The organism is Pseudomonas sp. FA-1 (assembly GCF_056856075.1).
In genome coordinates this window covers 1-17,293 of the sequence record NZ_JBWXTH010000014.1, presented here as the reverse complement: position 1 = coordinate 17,293, position 17,293 = coordinate 1, and the positions used below count along the sequence as shown (strand labels likewise).

The 17,293-nt window shown below is 64.0% G+C and carries 12 protein-coding genes; 9 read left to right on the top strand and 3 right to left on the bottom strand.

Annotation, left to right across the window (positions count from 1 at the left end; translation table 11 throughout):
• Nucleotides 1-161 precede the first annotated feature (161 nt).
• From AC1MHZ_RS21345 to AC1MHZ_RS21335, 3 genes are all read right to left on the bottom strand, one after another.
• Complete coding sequence (locus AC1MHZ_RS21345) at nt 162-1,061, bottom strand: hydroxymethylglutaryl-CoA lyase (RefSeq protein ID WP_084856975.1); 900 nt, start codon at nt 1,059-1,061, stop codon at nt 162-164.
• 20 nt (nt 1,062-1,081) lie between these two features.
• Nucleotides 1,082-1,489 (bottom strand): MerR family transcriptional regulator, encoded by a 408-nt coding sequence (locus AC1MHZ_RS21340; RefSeq protein WP_084856977.1) that lies wholly within the window; start codon nt 1,487-1,489, stop codon nt 1,082-1,084.
• A 149-nt stretch (nt 1,490-1,638) separates the two neighbouring features.
• Nucleotides 1,639-2,289: an ankyrin repeat domain-containing protein gene (locus AC1MHZ_RS21335; RefSeq protein WP_084856979.1), complete on the bottom strand. Its 651-nt coding sequence runs from the start codon at nt 2,287-2,289 to the stop codon at nt 1,639-1,641.
• 181 nt (nt 2,290-2,470) lie between these two features.
• Between AC1MHZ_RS21335 and ggt the strand changes: the two genes are divergently transcribed.
• The 9 genes from ggt to AC1MHZ_RS21290 form a co-directional block, all read left to right on the top strand.
• Complete coding sequence (gene ggt, locus AC1MHZ_RS21330) at nt 2,471-4,279, top strand: gamma-glutamyltransferase (RefSeq protein ID WP_482966894.1); 1,809 nt, start codon at nt 2,471-2,473, stop codon at nt 4,277-4,279.
• A 75-nt stretch (nt 4,280-4,354) separates the two neighbouring features.
• Nucleotides 4,355-5,236, top strand: a complete 882-nt coding sequence (locus tag AC1MHZ_RS21325; protein WP_084856982.1) for a LysR family transcriptional regulator — start codon at nt 4,355-4,357, stop codon at nt 5,234-5,236.
• A gap of 203 nt (nt 5,237-5,439) precedes the next feature.
• Nucleotides 5,440-6,729, top strand: a complete 1,290-nt coding sequence (locus AC1MHZ_RS21320; RefSeq protein WP_482966893.1) for a serine/threonine transporter — start codon at nt 5,440-5,442, stop codon at nt 6,727-6,729.
• Nucleotides 6,730-6,890: 161 nt separating this feature from the next.
• Nucleotides 6,891-7,391, top strand: a complete 501-nt coding sequence (gene tpx / locus AC1MHZ_RS21315; RefSeq protein ID WP_084856986.1) for a thiol peroxidase — start codon at nt 6,891-6,893, stop codon at nt 7,389-7,391.
• Between the two features lie 264 nt (nt 7,392-7,655).
• Entirely contained in the window at nt 7,656-8,945 is a 1,290-nt protein-coding gene (locus tag AC1MHZ_RS21310; protein WP_482966892.1) for an MdtA/MuxA family multidrug efflux RND transporter periplasmic adaptor subunit, read from the top strand.
• Nucleotides 8,942-12,040: an MdtB/MuxB family multidrug efflux RND transporter permease subunit gene (locus tag AC1MHZ_RS21305; RefSeq protein ID WP_482966891.1), complete on the top strand. Its 3,099-nt coding sequence runs from the start codon at nt 8,942-8,944 to the stop codon at nt 12,038-12,040. Before AC1MHZ_RS21310 ends, AC1MHZ_RS21305 begins: the two co-directional genes overlap by 4 nt.
• Nucleotides 12,037-15,144 (top strand): efflux RND transporter permease subunit, encoded by a 3,108-nt coding sequence (locus tag AC1MHZ_RS21300; RefSeq protein WP_368829598.1) that lies wholly within the window; start codon nt 12,037-12,039, stop codon nt 15,142-15,144. The genes AC1MHZ_RS21305 and AC1MHZ_RS21300 overlap by 4 nt, the downstream gene beginning before the upstream one ends.
• Nucleotides 15,141-16,637 (top strand): efflux transporter outer membrane subunit, encoded by a 1,497-nt coding sequence (locus AC1MHZ_RS21295; protein ID WP_482966890.1) that lies wholly within the window; start codon nt 15,141-15,143, stop codon nt 16,635-16,637. The genes AC1MHZ_RS21300 and AC1MHZ_RS21295 overlap by 4 nt, the downstream gene beginning before the upstream one ends.
• A gap of 320 nt (nt 16,638-16,957) precedes the next feature.
• Nucleotides 16,958-17,293: hypothetical protein (locus AC1MHZ_RS21290; protein WP_482966889.1), on the top strand; the 336-nt coding region annotated here is incomplete at its 3' end.

The following is a 17,293-nucleotide window of genomic DNA, read 5'->3' as shown; positions in this document are numbered from 1 at the left end:
GTGCCAACTTTTTAAAACCTTTTAAAATCAAAGGCTTGGGTGATGCCTGAGAAATCGGGGTACCTGAAAATCTGCCGATTTGTTTCCCTGTTACCCGATTTTTCGCTGGCAAACGTGGGGGAGGTAACACTCCACCCACACGAATGTGACACCTCGATGATTTATCGTGCGCTATAGGCCCGTGCGACCCGCGACCCATTGTCGCGGCCCAGCACCGTGCTGATGCGCTGGCCAGCGGCGATCAGTCGCGCAAGGTCGATGCCGGTCTCGATACCCAGGCCCTGCATCAGGTAGACCACGTCCTCGGTCGCGATGTTGCCGGTAGCACCCTTGGCATAGGGGCAGCCGCCCAGGCCTGCGACCGAGCTGTCGAACACCTGGATGCCTTCGAGCAGGCTGGCATAGACATTGGCCAGGGCCTGGCCATAGGTGTCATGGAAATGCCCGGCCAACCGCTCGCGCGGCACATGGGCCGAAACCACCTCGAACAACCGGCGGGTGTCGCCTGCGGTACCGGTGCCGATGGTATCGCCCAGGGAGACTTCGTAGCAGCCCATCTCGTGCAGTGCACGGGCCACCGGCGCGACCTGCTCGGCACTGACCTTGCCTTCATAGGGGCAGCCCAGCACGCAGGAGACATAGCCACGCACGCGTACGCCGTGGTTGCGCGCTGCGTCCATGATCGGCTCGAAGCGCTTGAGGCTGTCACTGATCGAGCAGTTGATGTTGCGCTGGGAAAACGCCTCGGAGGCGGCCGCGAATACCGCCACCTCCTTCACGCCCGCCGCCAGGGCATCTTCGAAGCCGCGTAGGTTGGGCGCCAGTGCGGCATAGGTCACGCCTGAACGCTGCCTGATCGCCGCGAATACCTCGGCCGAGCCCGCCATCTGCGGTACCCACTTGGGCGAGACGAAACTGCCCACTTCGATATAAGACAGCCCAGCATCGGTCAAGTCATCCACCAGCCGGACCTTGTCGGCGACGCTGATGGGCTGGGCTTCGTTCTGCAGGCCGTCGCGTGGGCCGACCTCGACCAGGCGGACATTCTGGGGCAATGACATGGCGGGATTCCTGTGGCGGATCAATGGCTGTTGTTGTGGTTCTGCTTGTTCAAGGTGGCGGCCAGGGCCTGTTCACAGCGCTCCTGGGCGGTGTCCAGCTCCAGGTGCATCTGCTGGATGTCGAGCATTTGCTGCTCCAGCTGGGCGCGACGTTCGGCGATCTTGGCGAGCATGCTGGTCAGCTGCTTGAGGTTGCCGCCGCTGGGGTCGTACAACTCGATCAGCTCACGGCACTCGGCCAATGAAAAACCAATGCGTTTGCCCCGCAGGATCAGTTTCAGGGTGACCTTGTCACGCGCTGAATAGATGCGTTCCAGCCCCCGACGCTCAGGGCTGAGCAGGCCTTGTTCCTCATAGAAGCGGATCGCGCGCGTGGTGATGTCCAGTTCGCGGGACAGGTCGGAAATGCTGTAGGTCTGGGTGCTCATGCTCGGGCTCGGAAGAGTGGATAGCCGTAAGCTAAAGGCAGGTTGACGTATACGTCAAGCAAGCCGTTCCGGGCCATGTTCCGACAGGGAAGGCGGAACATCGTAAAGAGCAGCGGTTCGCACGAGCACTGTGGGAGCAGTGGGGGAACCTACTTTTCCAATAGCGACACCATCTCCCGATAACCACGCTGGCGCGCATGTTCCAAGGCCGTCACGCCATCCTTGTCGGTGATCATCGGGTCCGCACCGGCCGCCAGCAGACGACGCACGATCTCTACATGACGTGGGCCGCCGTCGCCGAGGATCACCGCTTCGAGCAGGGCGGTCCAGTGCAGCCGGTTGAGGTGGTCCACGTCGACGCCGGCATCGATCAGCAGCTGCACGGTCTCGACATGCCCGCGCTCGGCAGCGGGGATCAATGCCGTACCGCCGTAGCGGTTGGTGCTCTTGAGGTCGGCCCCGTGATCCAGGGTCAGGCGCAGGATGTCGTTCAGGCCGCGGGCGCCGGCATACAGGTAGGGGCTGTCTTGGATATTGTCCTTGGCGTTGACGTCGGCGCCGGCCTCGATGAGCGCCTTGGCCGCGTCCACGCGGTTGGCGCGGGTGGCGACCAGCAGCGCCGTACGCTCTTGGCTGTCGCGGGCATCCACTGTGGCCCCCTGGTCGAGCAGGTGGCGTACGGCTGTGGCATCGCCACGTTGGGCGGCATCGAGCAACTGGATATCCATGGCAGAGGTCTCGGCGTGGGCAGCGAAGCTTGTGAACAAGGCGAAGAGGGCAGTGGCGAACGGCAAGCGCATGGGCTGGGCTCCTGATTGACCGGATTTCATCCTAGGAAAACCACAGGTCGGCTTGGAAGTTAATTATCCGCATGGCATGCAGTGCATTTCTTGATACGAGTCGCTTTGCAGCTTTTCACGCAGGTTCGGCTAAAATCGCTGTTTTTGGCACATGTTGCCCCTCGATTACAGGACGTCACGCTTGAAAAGGCCTTCGCACACACTGCCGCTTGCTCTCTGCTGCCTCCTGGCCCTGACCAGTTGCGGCTGGGGCGGGCGGGCAGGGCCGCCTTCCCTGCCACCTGCACCGGAACTTGCCTCCGGCTATCGTGCAGGCCTGGTACCTACTCAGGCCAGCCGCCATATGGCCGCTGCAGCCAACCCGCTGGCCAGCGAGGCGGGGCGGGCCATGTTGCGTGCCGGTGGCAGCGCCATCGATGCGGCAATCGCCATGCAGGCGGTGCTCACCTTGGTCGAGCCGCAGTCCAGCGGCATTGGCGGTGGGGCGTTCATCCTGTATTGGGACGGCCGGAACGTGCAGGCGTTCGATGGTCGCGAAAGCGCCCCCAGCGGTGTTACTCCAGACCTGTTCCTCAAGCAGGACGGCACACCCATGGCCTTCAGGGATGCCCAGATCGGCGGTCGCTCGGTCGCGGTGCCTGGCGTGCTGCGGGCGCTGAAACTGGCCCATGAGCAGCATGGCAGGTTGCCGTGGCGCGACCTCTTCGCGCCGGCCATCGAATTGGCGCGCGAGGGCTTCCCGGTTTCCAGCCGCCTGCATACATTGCTGGCCTCCGACGCCTTCATTGCCGGTTCGCCGAGCATGGCTCGCTATTTCCTCGATGCCCAGGGCAAGCCGCTGGCGGTTGGCGCGCTGCTGAAAAATCCCGAGCTTGCCCAGACCCTGGAACTGATCGCCGACCAGGGCCCGGATGGGTTCTACACCGGGGCGGTTGCCGAGGCGATGGTGGCCGCCGTACGTGGCCACGCCAACCCTGGTGTCTTGTCACTCGAGGACCTGCGCCAGTACCGGGCCAAGCCCCGCACCGCCTTGTGTGGCCCCTACAAGGCCTGGCGTATCTGCGGCATGCCGCCGCCGTCTTCCGGTGCGGTCGCCGTGCTGCAGACACTGGGCATTCTCGAAGCGCTGCAAACGGCGACGCCCCGGCTGGACCTCGCACGCATGCCGCCCGTGCCGGTACCGTCCCTGGCGGGCCTGGAGCCGACACCCACGGCGGTTCACCTGATTGCCGAGGCCGAGCGTCTGGCCTATGCCGATCGCGCCCAGTACCTGGGCGACAGCGACTATGTCCCGGTCAATACCCAGGGCTTGCTCGACAAGGCCTACCTGGCCGAACGCGCCAGGCTGATCGGTGCGCGGAGCATGAAGCACGCGCAGGCCGGGTCCCCACCTGGCGCCGACCTGTCGCTGGCCCCGGACCGCTCGCCGTTGCGCGTCGCCACGTCCCATGTCTCGGCAGTCGACGAGCAGGGCGGGGCCGTCGCCATGACCACCTCGGTGGAAGCCGCGTTCGGCTCGCACCTGTTCGTCAAGGGGTTCGTCCTGAACAATCACCTCACCGATTTCTCCTTCGTGCCGAGCGAAGGTGGCCGGTTGGTCGCCAACCGCGTCGAGGCGGGCAAGCGGCCGCTGTCGTCCATGTCGCCGACGTTGGTGTTTTCTCGCCAGAGCGGCGAGCTGGTGGCCAGCCTCGGCTCGCCCGGTGGCTCGCAGATCATCGGCTACGTGAACAAGGCGCTGATCGGGCTGCTGGATTGGCAGCTCGACCCTCAGCAGGCCATCAATCTGCCCAATTTCGGCAGCCGCAATGTCGGCACCGAAGTGGAGGCGGGCCTGGTCAGCCCGAAGCTGGTGCATGCGCTCCAGACGCTGGGCCATGAGGTAACGCCGATGACGATGACCAGCGGTACCCAGGTCATCCAACGCACGCCTGAGGGCTGGTCGGCCGGTGCCGACCCGCGCCGCGAAGGGGTGGCGCTGGGCGACTGATTCCTTGGGCGCTGTTGCCCGCCATGGGCAGGCGTGCTAGAAATCGAGCCTGCCATTCAAAAGTTGAATAGTTCCATGTCTATCAGCGTTAAATCGAATAGGGCTCTTTTCGACCTGGACTTGTTGCGTGCCATTGTCGTAGTGGCTGACTGCGGCAGTTTCACCACCGCCGCGACACGCCTGCATTCGACCCAGTCCACCATCAGCCAGAAGGTGCGCCGGCTGGAAGACATGGTCGGCCATCGCCTGCTGGTGCGAGGCAACCGTGACGTGCTGCCCACCGATGCGGGGCAGACGCTGCTCGGTTATGCCCGCCACATGCTCGCGCTCAATGACCAGATGCTTGAAGCCCTCGCTGGTGCCATGGTGGGCGTGACCGTACGCCTCGGGGTCCCCGAGGATTTCGTTGGCGGGCGCACCACCAATGCCTTGTCGGCGTTCAGCCGGCGCCACCCCGAGGTCAAGCTGGAAGTCACCAGCGGGCTGTGCCGCGACCTCAGCCAGGCCTACGACAACGGCGAGCTGGACCTGGTACTGCTCAAGCAGCGCCGCAATGCGCGCGAGGGCGTGGCCTGCTGGCCGGAGCGCCTGCAGTGGATCGACAGCGTGCGGACCCCGGCGTTCGAGCTGGACCCCATTCCCTTGGTGACCTTTCCGCCCCGGGGGCTATACCGGGACGACATGATCACCGCCATCGAAGGGATGGGCCGGCGATGGCGCATCAGTTTCACCAGCTCCAGCCTGAGCGGGATACAGGCTGCAGTGGCCGACGGCATGGGCATCAGCCTGTTGCCGCCGCGCGCGGCGACTGCCGAGCACAGGGTACTGGGCGCAGGGCAAGGGCTACCGGAGGTGGACAGCTACGAGATCGTGGTCGTGCACCGCCCCACTGCGGATGCCATGGTGCGGGCTCTGGCCGACGTACTCACGGAGCTTCTCGCTGCCCATGAAATCTGATGGGTGCAACTCTCTCTGTTTGTTCGGTGTGATTTTTTAAGGTAATTCCTACACAAAAGGTGCAACCACTCCTCGGGCGGGGCTATGCAAGTGCAACCCGATCAGCGCACAATCGCGCCCCTCTTTTTCGGTTGAGGTGCGCGAGGCCCCGTGTTTCGCCACTCTCAGCCTGTTGCAGTCTTGCGAGTGGAGTTGCACCCGGAATGAATGAGCAGGCCCCAAGCGTCGAACAGCGCTTCGAAGAATCGACCTCCGCTACCCTTGGCAGCTGGTCGCGACAAGACACCACCTGGATGCTGGGCCTGTTTGGCACGGCGATCGGTGCCGGGACCTTGTTCCTGCCGATCAACGCCGGCCTTGGCGGTTTCTGGCCGCTGCTGATCCTGACCGTGCTGGCCTTCCCGATGACCTACTACGCCCACCGTGGCCTGACCCGTTTCGTCCTTTCCGGTCGCAGTGGCGATATCACCGACGTAGTGGAGGAACACTTCGGGCTCAAGGCCGGTGCCTTGATCACCGTGCTGTACTTCTTCGCCATCTTCCCGATCCTGCTGATCTATAGCGTTGCCCTGACCAACACCGTCAGCAGCTTCATGGAGCACCAACTGCACATGACCCCGCCACCGCGAGCGATCCTGTCGTTCGTGCTGATCCTGGGCCTGTTGGCGATCGTGCGTTGCGGCGAGCAGGCCACGGTCAAGGTCATGAGCCTGCTGGTGTATCCGTTCATCGTTGCCCTTGCCTTGCTGGCCCTGTACCTGGTGCCGCACTGGAACGGCGGCATCCTGGACAGCGCCGCCACGCTGCCGACCGGTTCGGCCTTCCTGCATACCCTGTGGCTGGCGATTCCGGTGATGGTGTTCTCCTTCAACCACTCGCCGATCATTTCGGCCTTCGCGGTCGACCAAAAGCGCCGTTACGGTGAGCACGCCGACCAGCGCAGTGGCCAGATCCTGGCCCGTGCCCACCTGCTGATGGTGGCCATGGTGCTGTTCTTCGTCTTCAGTTGCGTGCTGACCCTCAGCAGCGCACAGCTGGCCGAGGCCAAGGCGCAGAACCTGTCGATCCTGTCTTACCTGGCCAACCATTTCAGCAACCCGGCCATTGCCTTTGCGGCGCCGCTGATTGCTTTCATTGCCATCGCCAAGTCGTTCCTGGGCCATTACATCGGTGCCAGCGAAGGCCTCAAGGGCATCATCGCCAAGGCTGGTCTGCGCCCCGGCGCCAAGGCCCTGGACCGCGTGGTCGCCGCGCTGATGCTGGTGGTGTGCTGGGTCGTCGCTACCCTGAACCCGAGCATCCTGGGCATGATCGAGTCCCTGGGCGGCCCGATCATCGCGGCGCTGCTGTTCCTGATGCCGATGTACGCCATCCGTCGCGTGCCGTCGATGCGCAAGTACAGCGGCGCGATGTCCAACGTCTTCGTCGTGGTGCTTGGCCTGATCGCCATGTCTTCGGTGCTCTACTCTGTGGTGGGCAGCCTGCTGGGCTGAGCCGCTGAACAATGGTGCCCAGGCAGTTTTGTTGCTGCCTGGGTATTTTTTTGTCCACAAAAAAAGCCAGGAAATAGAACAATTTAACTTTTCCGATAGGCACCTGAGCGCCTTCATGCTTAACTCAGGCTCCTTTTCAAACCGCGTACAAGGATTTCGTCATGGCTCAAGTGACCCTCAAAGGCAACCCAGTCAAGGTCAACGGCAACCTGCCACAGGCGGGCGCTCAGGCACCGGCTTTCTCCCTGGTCGGTGAAGGCCTGGCCGACAAGTCGCTGAAGGACTACGCCGGCAAGCGCAAGGTGCTGAACATCTTCCCAAGCGTCGACACCCCGACCTGCGCGACGTCCGTGCGCAAGTTCAATGCCCAGGCCAACGACCTCGCCAACACCGTGGTGCTGTGCATCTCCGCCGACCTGCCGTTCGCCCAGGCCCGTTTCTGCGGTGCCGAAGGCCTGGAGAACGTGCAGAACCTGTCGACCCTGCGTGGTCGCGAGTTCCTGGAGAACTACGGCGTTGCCATCGCCGACGGCCCGCTGACTGGCCTGGCTGCTCGCGCGGTGGTGGTGCTGGACGAGAACGACAAGGTCCTGCACAGCGAGCTGGTTGGCGAGATCGCCGACGAGCCGAACTACGACGCAGCGCTGGCTGTCCTGAAGTAAGCGTACCGGGGCGCTTCGCGCCCCATCGTTGATTCTGGGCTTTGCCCTTGATCGCGGGGCAGGTCGGACTGCCGCTCCCACAGAGCCCTACGAGATCAACATGACGGCCTGGAACGATTTCCAGGCCGTTTTCATTTAAAGTTCAGCACCTTGGCAACGTAAGGCGAAGGTAAATGCCTGGTAAAGGTGCTTTGCTAACACCGCCCCAGTGCTTATCGTTCAACCTCCCCAAGTCGTCATCACCGAACAAGGTTCGTTCAACCCATGCAAGCTTCTGTCTCTCGCTCCCCTCGTCGCTGGCTTTTCGGCCTGCTGATCCTGCTGCTGGTGGCCTTGCTGGCCTGGTGGCTGTGGCCCGCGACGCCGCCCCACCAGGCGCAGCCCAGCGGCCGGCCGGGGAAGGGCATGGGCATGGGAATGGGCGGGCGCCCAGGCTTTGGCGCCTCCAGTGATCCGGTGCCGGTGCGTGTGGCGCCGGTGCATGTCGGTGACTTCCCGCTGTACTACAAGGCCTTGGGTACCGTTACCGCGACCAACACCGTCAACGTACGCAGCCGTGTGGCCGGTGAGCTGGTCAAGATCCACTTCAAGGAGGGCCAGCAGGTCAAGGCTGGCGAGCTGCTGGCCGAGATCGACCCACGCCCGTACCGCATCGCCTTGCAACAGGCCGAAGGTACCCTGGCGCAGAACCAAGCCCAATTGAAGAACGCCCAGGTCGACCTGGCGCGCTACAAGGGCCTGTACGCCGAGGACAGCATCGCCAAGCAGACCCTCGACACCGCTGAGGCCCAGGTGGCGCAGTTCCAGGGGCTGGTCAAGACCAACCAGGCCGCGGTCGCCGACGCTCGCCTGAACCTGGACTTCACCCAGATCCGCGCCCCGATCAGCGGTCGCGTCGGCCTACGCCAGCTCGACCTGGGCAACCTGGTGGCAGCCAACGACACCACTGCCCTGGTGGTCATCACCCAGACCCAGCCGATCAGTGTCGCCTTCACCCTGCCGGAAACCGAACTCTCCACGGTACTCGCGCGCTACCGCAGCGGTGCCAGCCTGCCGGTCGAGGCGTGGGACCGCGCAGACAGCAAACTGCAGTCCACCGGTGTGCTGGGCAGCCTCGACAACCAGATCGACACCACCACCGGTACCCTGAAGTTCAAGGCCCGGTTCGATAACCAGGACCAGGCGCTGTTCCCCAACCAGTTCGTCAATGTGCGCCTGCTGGCCGACACGCTCAAGCAGGTGGTGCTGGCTCCGGCCGCGACGATCCAGTTCGGCAATGACGGTACCTTCGCCTACGTGGTCAACGCCGAAAGCAAAGTCAATATCCGCAAGGTCAAGGTCGGTGCCAGCGATGGTGAACAGAGCGTGATCCTGGAAGGCTTGGCCGCAGGCGATCGCCTGGTGCTCGAAGGCACCGACCGCCTGCGCGAAGGCAGCAAGGTCGAAGTGGTGGAAGACAGCTCGCAAGTACCGACCACCCCCGGCCAACACCTGCAGGGCCAGGATGTCAAGGGCTCGGCCCAGGCCGGTGAATCGGGCAAGGCCGGCGCATGAACCTCTCGCGCCTGTTCATCCTGCGGCCGGTCGCCACCACGCTGAGCATGCTGGCCATCGTCCTGGCCGGCCTGATCGCCTACAAGCTGCTGCCGGTCTCGGCGCTGCCCCAAGTCGACTACCCGACCATCCGCGTCATGACCCTGTACCCCGGCGCCAGCCCACAGGTCATGACCAGTGCGGTCACCGCCCCGCTGGAACGCCAGTTCGGCCAGATGCCCGGCCTGACCCAGATGGCCTCGACCAGCTCCGGCGGCGCCTCGGTACTGACCCTGCGCTTCAATCTCGACATGAACATGGACGTCGCCGAACAGCAGGTACAGGCCGCGATCAACGCCGCCACCAACCTGCTGCCCAGCGACCTGCCGGCGCCGCCGGTGTACAACAAGGTCAACCCGGCCGACACCCCGGTCCTGACCCTGGCCATTGCTTCCAAAACCATGCCGCTGCCCAAGCTCAACGACCTGGTCGATACCCGTGTGGCGCAGAAGCTGGCGCAGATCAGCGGCGTTGGCATGGTCAGCATCGCCGGTGGCCAGCGTCAGGCGGTGCGCATCAAGGTCAACGTCGACGCCCTGGCGGCCAACGGCCTGAACCTCGAGGACGTGCGCACCCTGATCGGGGCATCCAACGTCAACCAGCCCAAGGGCAACTTCGATGGCCCGACCCGTGTATCGATGCTCGACGCCAACGACCAGCTGCGCTCGCCTGAGGAATACGCCAACCTGATCCTGGCCTACAACAATGGGGCACCGCTGCGCCTGAAGGATGTCGCCGAGATCGTCGATGGCGCCGAGAACGAGCGCCTGGCGGCCTGGGCCAACGAAAACCAGGCCGTGCTGCTGAACATCCAGCGCCAGCCCGGGGCCAACGTCATCGAAGTGGTCGACCTGATCAAGGCCATGCTCCCGTCGATCACCGACAACCTGCCGGCCGGCCTGGACGTGATGGTCCTGACCGACCGTACCCAGACCATCCGTGCCGCGGTCAAGGATGTGCAGCACGAACTGTTGATCGCCATCGCCCTGGTGGTCATGGTCACCTTCGTCTTCCTGCGCCGCTTCAGCGCCACCATCATCCCGTCGATCGCCGTGCCGCTGTCGCTGATCGGTACCTTCGGCGTGATGTACCTGGCCGGCTTCTCGGTCAACAACCTGACCCTGATGGCCCTGACCATCGCCACCGGCTTCGTGGTGGATGACGCCATCGTCATGCTGGAGAACATCTCGCGGCACATCGAGGAGGGCGAGACGCCGATGCAGGCGGCGCTCAAGGGCGCTCGGCAGATCGGCTTCACCTTGGTTTCGCTGACCTTCTCGTTGATCGCGGTGCTGATCCCGCTGCTGTTCATGGCCGATGTGGTCGGCCGCCTGTTCCGCGAGTTCGCCATCACCCTGGCGGTGGCGATCCTGATCTCCCTGGTGGTGTCGCTGACCCTCACGCCGATGATGTGCGCACGCCTGCTCAAGCGCGAGCCCAAAGAAGAGGAACAGGGGCGCTTCTACCGTGCCAGCGGCGCCTGGATCGACTGGCTGATCGAGCGCTATGGCCGTGGCCTGCAGTGGGTCCTCAAGCACCAGCCGCTGACCTTGCTGGTCGCTGTCGCCAGCCTGGCGCTGACGGTGTTCCTCTACATCATCGTGCCCAAGGGTTTCTTCCCGGTGCAGGACACCGGGGTGATCCAGGGCATTTCCGAAGCACCGCAATCCACCTCGTTCGCCGCCATGAGCGAACGCCAGCAGGCCCTGAGCAAGGTGATCCTGCAGGACCCGGCTGTGCAGAGCCTGTCGTCCTATATCGGCGTGGACGGCGACAACGCCACCCTCAACAGCGGCCGCCTGTTGATCAACCTCAAGCCCCACGGCGAGCGCGATGTCACCGCCAGCGAGGTGATCGAGCGCCTGCAACCGCAGCTCGACACACTGGTGGGCATTCGTCTGTTCATGCAGCCGGTGCAGGACCTGAGCATCGAGGATCGGGTCAGCCGTACCCAGTACCAGTTCAGCCTGTCGTCCCCGGACGCCGATCTGCTCGCCGAATGGAGTGGCAAGCTGGTCCAGGCCCTGCAGCAGCGCCCCGAACTCCAGGACGTGGCCAGCGACCTGCAGGACAAGGGCCTGCAGGTATACCTGGTGATCGACCGTGACATGGCCAGCCGCCTGGGCATCAGCGTGTCGCAGATCACCAATGCCTTGTACGACGCGTTCGGCCAGCGGCAGATCTCCACCATCTACACCCAGGCCAGCCAGTACCGCGTGGTGCTGCAGTCGCAGACCGCCTCGAGCATCGGCCCGCAGGCGCTGGAGTCGATCCACGTCAAGGCCAGCGACGGGGGCCAGGTGCGTCTCTCGGCGCTCGCCCGCATCGAGCAGCGCCAGGCGCAGCTGGCGATTTCCCATATCGGCCAGTTCCCAGCGGTGATGATGTCGTTCAACCTGGCCCATGGCGCCTCCCTGGGCGAGGCGGTCAAGGTCATCGAGCAGGTGCAGCAGCAGATCGGCATGCCGCTGGGCGTGCAGACGCGCTTCCAGGGCGCCGCCGAAGCGTTCCAGGCCTCGTTGTCGAGCACCTTGCTGCTGATCCTGGCGGCGGTGGTGACCATGTACATTGTGTTGGGCGTGCTCTACGAGAGCTACATCCATCCGGTGACCATCCTCTCGACATTGCCGTCGGCAGCGGTCGGCGCGTTGCTGGCCTTGTTGTTGAGCGGCAATGACCTGGGCATGATCGCCATCATCGGCATCATCCTGCTGATCGGCATCGTCAAGAAGAACGCCATCATGATGATCGACTTCGCCCTGGAGGCCGAGCGCCACCAGGGCATGTCCCCACGCGAGGCGATCTACCAGGCTGCGCTGCTGCGCTTCCGGCCGATCCTGATGACCACCCTGGCTGCATTGTTCGGTGCTGTGCCGCTGATGCTCGCCACTGGCTCCGGCGCCGAGCTGCGCCAGCCGCTGGGGCTGGTGATGGTCGGCGGCCTGCTGGTCAGCCAGGTGTTGACGCTGTTCACCACGCCGGTCATCTACCTGTACTTCGACCGCCTGGCTCGCCGCTGGCGCCCGGCCACCGACACGCAGCAGGCCGAGGCATGAATCTCTCCGGGCCTTTCATCCGCCGGCCGGTGGCGACCATGCTGCTGAGCCTGGCGATCATGCTGCTCGGTGGCGTGAGCTTCGGCCTGCTACCGGTGTCGCCTTTGCCGCAAATGGATTTCCCGGTGATCGTGGTGCAGGCCAACCTGCCGGGCGCCAGCCCCGAAGTCATGGCCGCGACGGTGGCCACGCCGCTGGAGCGCAAGCTGGGCAGCATCGCCGGCGTCACCACGCTGACCAGCAGCTCCAACCAGGGCTCGACCCGCGTGATCATCGGCTTCGAGATGGGCCGCGATATCGACGGTGCGGCGCGCGAGGTGCAGGCGGCGATCAATGCCACGCGCAACCTGTTACCCAGCGGCATGCGCAGCATGCCTACCTACCGCAAGATCAACCCGTCGCAGGCGCCGATCATGGTGCTGTCGCTGACCTCCGATGTGCTGCAGAAAGGCCAGCTGTACGACCTGGCCGATACCATCCTGGCCCAGAGCCTGTCCCAGGTCAGTGGGGTGGGGGAAGTGCAGATCGGCGGCAGTTCGCTGCCGGCGGTGCGCATCGCCGTGGAGCCACAGTTGCTCAACCAGTACGGCCTGTCACTGGACGAGGTGCGCACGGCGGTGGCCAACGCCAACCAGCGCCGGCCCATGGGGTTCGTCGAGGACGCCGAGCGCAACTGGCAGGTGCGGGCCAACGACCAGCTGGAAAAAGCCGACGACTACAAGCCGGTGGTGATCCGTCAGCAGGACGGTTCGATCCTGCGCCTGGCGGACGTGGCCACCATCACCGATGGCGTGGAGAACCGCTACAACAGCGGCTTCTTCAACGACCAGAGCGCCGTGCTGCTGGTGGTCAACCGCCAGTCCGGCGCCAACATCATCCAGACGGTCGAGCAGATCAAGACCCAGCTGCCCGCCTTGCAGTCGCTGCTGCCGGCCAGCGTCAAGCTGGATGTGGCCATGGACCGCTCGCCGGTGATCAAGGCCACCCTGAAGGAAGCCGAGCACACCTTGCTGATCGCCGTGGTGCTGGTGATCCTGGTGGTCTATCTGTTTCTGGGCAACTTGCGCGCGTCGCTGATCCCCAGCCTGGCCGTGCCGGTGTCGCTGGTCGGCACCTTCGCGGTCATGTACCTGTGCGGCTTTTCCCTGAACAACCTGTCGCTGATGGCGCTGATTCTCGCCACGGGCCTGGTGGTCGACGATGCCATCGTCGTACTGGAGAACATCTCCCGGCACATCGAAGAGGGCCAGCCGCCCATGCGTGCGGCTTTCCTGGGGGCCAAGGAGGTGGGGTTCACGCTGCTGTCGATGAACGTCTCGCTGGTGGCGGTGTTCGTCTCGATCCTGTTCATGGGGGGTATCGTCCGCGGCTTGTTCCTGGAGTTTTCCATCACCCTGGCAGCCGCCATCCTGGTTTCGCTGCTGGTGTCGTTGACGCTGACGCCAATGCTGTGCTCGCGCTGGCTCAAGCCCCACGCCCAGGAGCAGAACCGCCTGCAGCAGTGGAGCGACCGTGTGCACCAACGCATGGTTGCGGCCTATGACCGCAGCCTGGGCTGGGCCCTGCGGCACAAGCGTCTGACCCTGCTCAGCCTGCTGGTGACCATCGGGGTCAATATCGCCTTGTACGTGGTGGTGCCCAAGACCCTCATGCCGCAGCAGGACACCGGTCAACTGCAGGGTTTCATCCGGGGCGACGATGGCCTGTCGTTCAGCGTGATGCAGCCGAAGATGGAAATCTATCGCCGGGCCCTGCTGGCAGACCCTGCGGTGCAGAGCGTGGCCGGCTTCATCGGTGGCAACAGCGGCACCAACAATGCCTTCGTGCTGGTACGCCTCAAGCCGATCGCCGAGCGCAAGCTGTCGGCCCAGCAGGTGATCGAGCGCCTGCGTAAGGAAATGCCCAAGGTGCCCGGCGGGCGCCTGTTCCTGATGGCTGACCAGGACCTGCAATTGGGCAGCGCCGGGCGCGACCAGTCCACTTCGCAGTACCTCTATACCCTGCAGAGCGGTGACCTGGCGGCACTGCGCGAATGGTTCCCCAAGGTGGTCGCTGCCCTGCGCGCCTTGCCGCAGCTGACCGCCATCGATGCCCGTGATGGCGCCGGCACCCAGCAGGTGACGCTGGTGGTCGATCGCGACCAGGCCAAGCGCCTGGGCATCGACATGGACATGGTCACCACGGTGCTGAACAATGCCTACAGCCAGCGGCAGATTTCGACCATCTACGACAGCCTCAACCAGTACCAGGTGGTGCTGGAGATCAACCCCAGGTATGCCTGGGACCCCAAGACCCTGGAACAGGTGCAGGTGATCACTGCCGATGGTGCCCGGGTGCCGCTGTCCACCTTCGCCCATTACGAGAACAGCCTGGCCAATGACCGCGTCAGCCATGAGGGCCAGTTCGCCTCCGAGAACATTGCCTTCGACGTTGCCGAAGGCTACAGCCCGGACCAGGCGATGGCGGCGGTGGAGCGCGCGGTGGCCACGCTCGGCCTGCCAGAGGAAGTGATCGCCAAGCTCGGTGGTACGGCCGACGTGTTCGCCAAGACCACCCAGGGCCAGCCACTGATGATCCTCGGCGCCCTGGTGCTGGTGTACCTGGTGCTGGGAATCCTCTACGAGAGCTATATCCATCCGCTGACCATCCTCTCCACCTTGCCGTCGGCCGGTGTCGGCGCCTTGCTCGCATTGTATGCCACGGGTGGCGAGTTCAGCTTGATCTCGCTGCTGGGGCTGTTCTTGCTGATCGGGGTGGTGAAGAAGAACGCCATTCTGATGATCGACCTGGCCTTGCAGCTGGAGCGCCATGATGGCCTGAGCCCGGAGGAGTCCATCCGTCGGGCGTGCCTGCTGCGCCTGCGCCCGATCCTGATGACCACCCTGGCGGCTATCCTTGGCGCGCTTCCGCTGCTGCTCAGCCGTGCCGAGGGCGCCGAAATGCGCCAGCCCTTGGGCCTGACCATCATCGGTGGCCTGGTATTCAGCCAGGTCCTGACCCTCTACACCACGCCGGTGGTCTATTTGTACCTCGACCGCCTGCGCCACCGTTTCAACCGTTGGCGCGGCGTGCGCACCGACGCCGCACTGGATACCCCGCTATGAATTTCGCCCAGACTCCACTTCACCGCGCCCTGCAGAGGCTGACCTGCGGGCGTGGCTCGCGACTGGTCGGCGCTGGCCTGTGCGCAGCACTGCTCAGCGCCTGTACCTTGAGCCCGGACTATCACCGCCCAGCGCTTGCGACCCCGGCACAGTTCAAGCAGGCCGAAGGCTGGACCCAGGCCAACCCCTCCGACGCCATCGCCCGAGGGGCTTGGTGGGAAATCTACGGTGACAGCGGGCTGAACGCGCTGGTCGATGAGCTCAACCGCAGCAACCAGACCGTTGCCCAGTACGAGGCCCAGTACCGCCAAGCCCAGGCTCTAGTGCGCAGCAGCCGGGGCGCGCTGTTCCCCAGCCTCGACCTGTCGGTGGGCAAGACCCGTTCGGCCCAGGGCACCGGCAGCAGCAGCTCGAGCTTGTCCAACAACAGCAGCGGTATTCGAAACACCTACAACGCCCAGCTTGGCGTGAGTTGGGAGATCGACCTGTGGGGCAAGCTGCGCGAAACCTTGAATGCCAATGAGGCCAGTGCCCAGGCGAGCCTGGCGGACCTGGCCGGCATTCGCTTGAGCCTGCAGTCGGAACTGGTGCAGAACTACCTGCAGTTGCGTGTCATCGATGAACACAAGCGCCTGCTGGAAGCCACCGTGGCGGCCTACGAGCGCTCGTTGCGGATGAACCAGAACCAGTACCGGGCAGGTGTCGCCGGGCCAGATGCGGTCGCTCAGGCGCGAACCCAGCTCAAGAGCACCCAGGCGGACCTCATCGACCTGGCCTGGCAGCGTGCCCAGTACGAGAATGCTATTGCCGTCTTGCTGGGCAATGCGCCGGCGGATTTTGCCCTGGCCGACAGCAAGGCCATTCCGGCGTTGCCGCAGATTCCGCTGGCGCTGCCTTCGCAATTGCTGGAACGCCGCCCCGACATCGCAGCGGCCGAACGCAACGTGATGGCCGCCAACGCCAATATCGGGGTGGCCCGCGCGGCCTATTTTCCGGACCTGAGCCTGAGCATGAGCGGTGGTTATTCCAGCAGCAGCTTCAGCAACTGGATCGAACTGCCCAACCGCTACTGGTCGGTGGGGCCCTCGCTGGCCATGACGCTGTTCGATGCCGGCAGGCGCAGTGCCGAGGTCGACCGCACCGTCGCGGTATACGACCAGACCGTGGCCCAGTACCGACAAACCGTGCTCGATGGGTTCAAGGAAGTGGAAAACTACTTGGTTCAGCTGAAGGTATACGGCGACGAAGCGGTGGTGCGCCAGGAGGCGCTGGAGGCGGCCCGCGAATCGTTGCGCCTGACCGAGAACCAGTATCGCGCCGGCCTGATCAGCTACCTGGATGTGGTCAACGTGCAGACCACCGCGCTGAGCAATGAACGCAGCGTGCTGAGCTTGCTGCAGGGCAGGTTGGTTGCCAGCGTACAGCTGATCGCCGCGCTGGGGGGAGGCTGGGATGCCAAGCAGGCCCTGGCCGAGGCTGATCAAGGGCACTGACGGCGGTGTTCGGCAGAGACCTCAGCAATTAATAAAGATCGTATTCATTTCGGACTGATTGAAACGAGTGGGCAGGGTACATGAAAGTAAATAATTGATAACCTCGTAGGGTTGCTGGTTATGGCAGAGGGGGTGTGGCTCTAAGCTTTCCATATACATGCATCCGTGGCGTATGGCGTTGTGCGGTTTTACAACCCGCAAGTGGCCACGAACTCGGGTGCATCCTTTAAACCAAATAACTTTCCGCGCACCGACTGGGAGGCGTGAGGTTGTTTGGTTTGAACAAGTCGCAAGGCTATATATGGAGAGGATATAGATTAATGCCGCAAAATACTCAGCCGCCGGTTGCGATATGTGCAAAAACCGGTGTTCGTTCATTGGCACCTGTTGGTCTTCTTAGTTGTGCGCAGTTGCGCAAGTTGGACGATACACTCACGTCGAGCGACGTGCAGGCGTTGCACGCGGCCGCGACCAAGGCCAACCAGGATGCGGTACTGCTGGAAAAGAAAATCCTCACCCGCGCCTCGCCCCTGCTGCCCCAGGCGATCAGACGCGGCATCCAGCATCCGGACGTTTCGTTGCACGACTACAAAGAATGGTTCGGCGGCCGCGCAGCGAAGTTTGCCGCCCCAGGCAGTGTCGCCTCGATGTTCTCG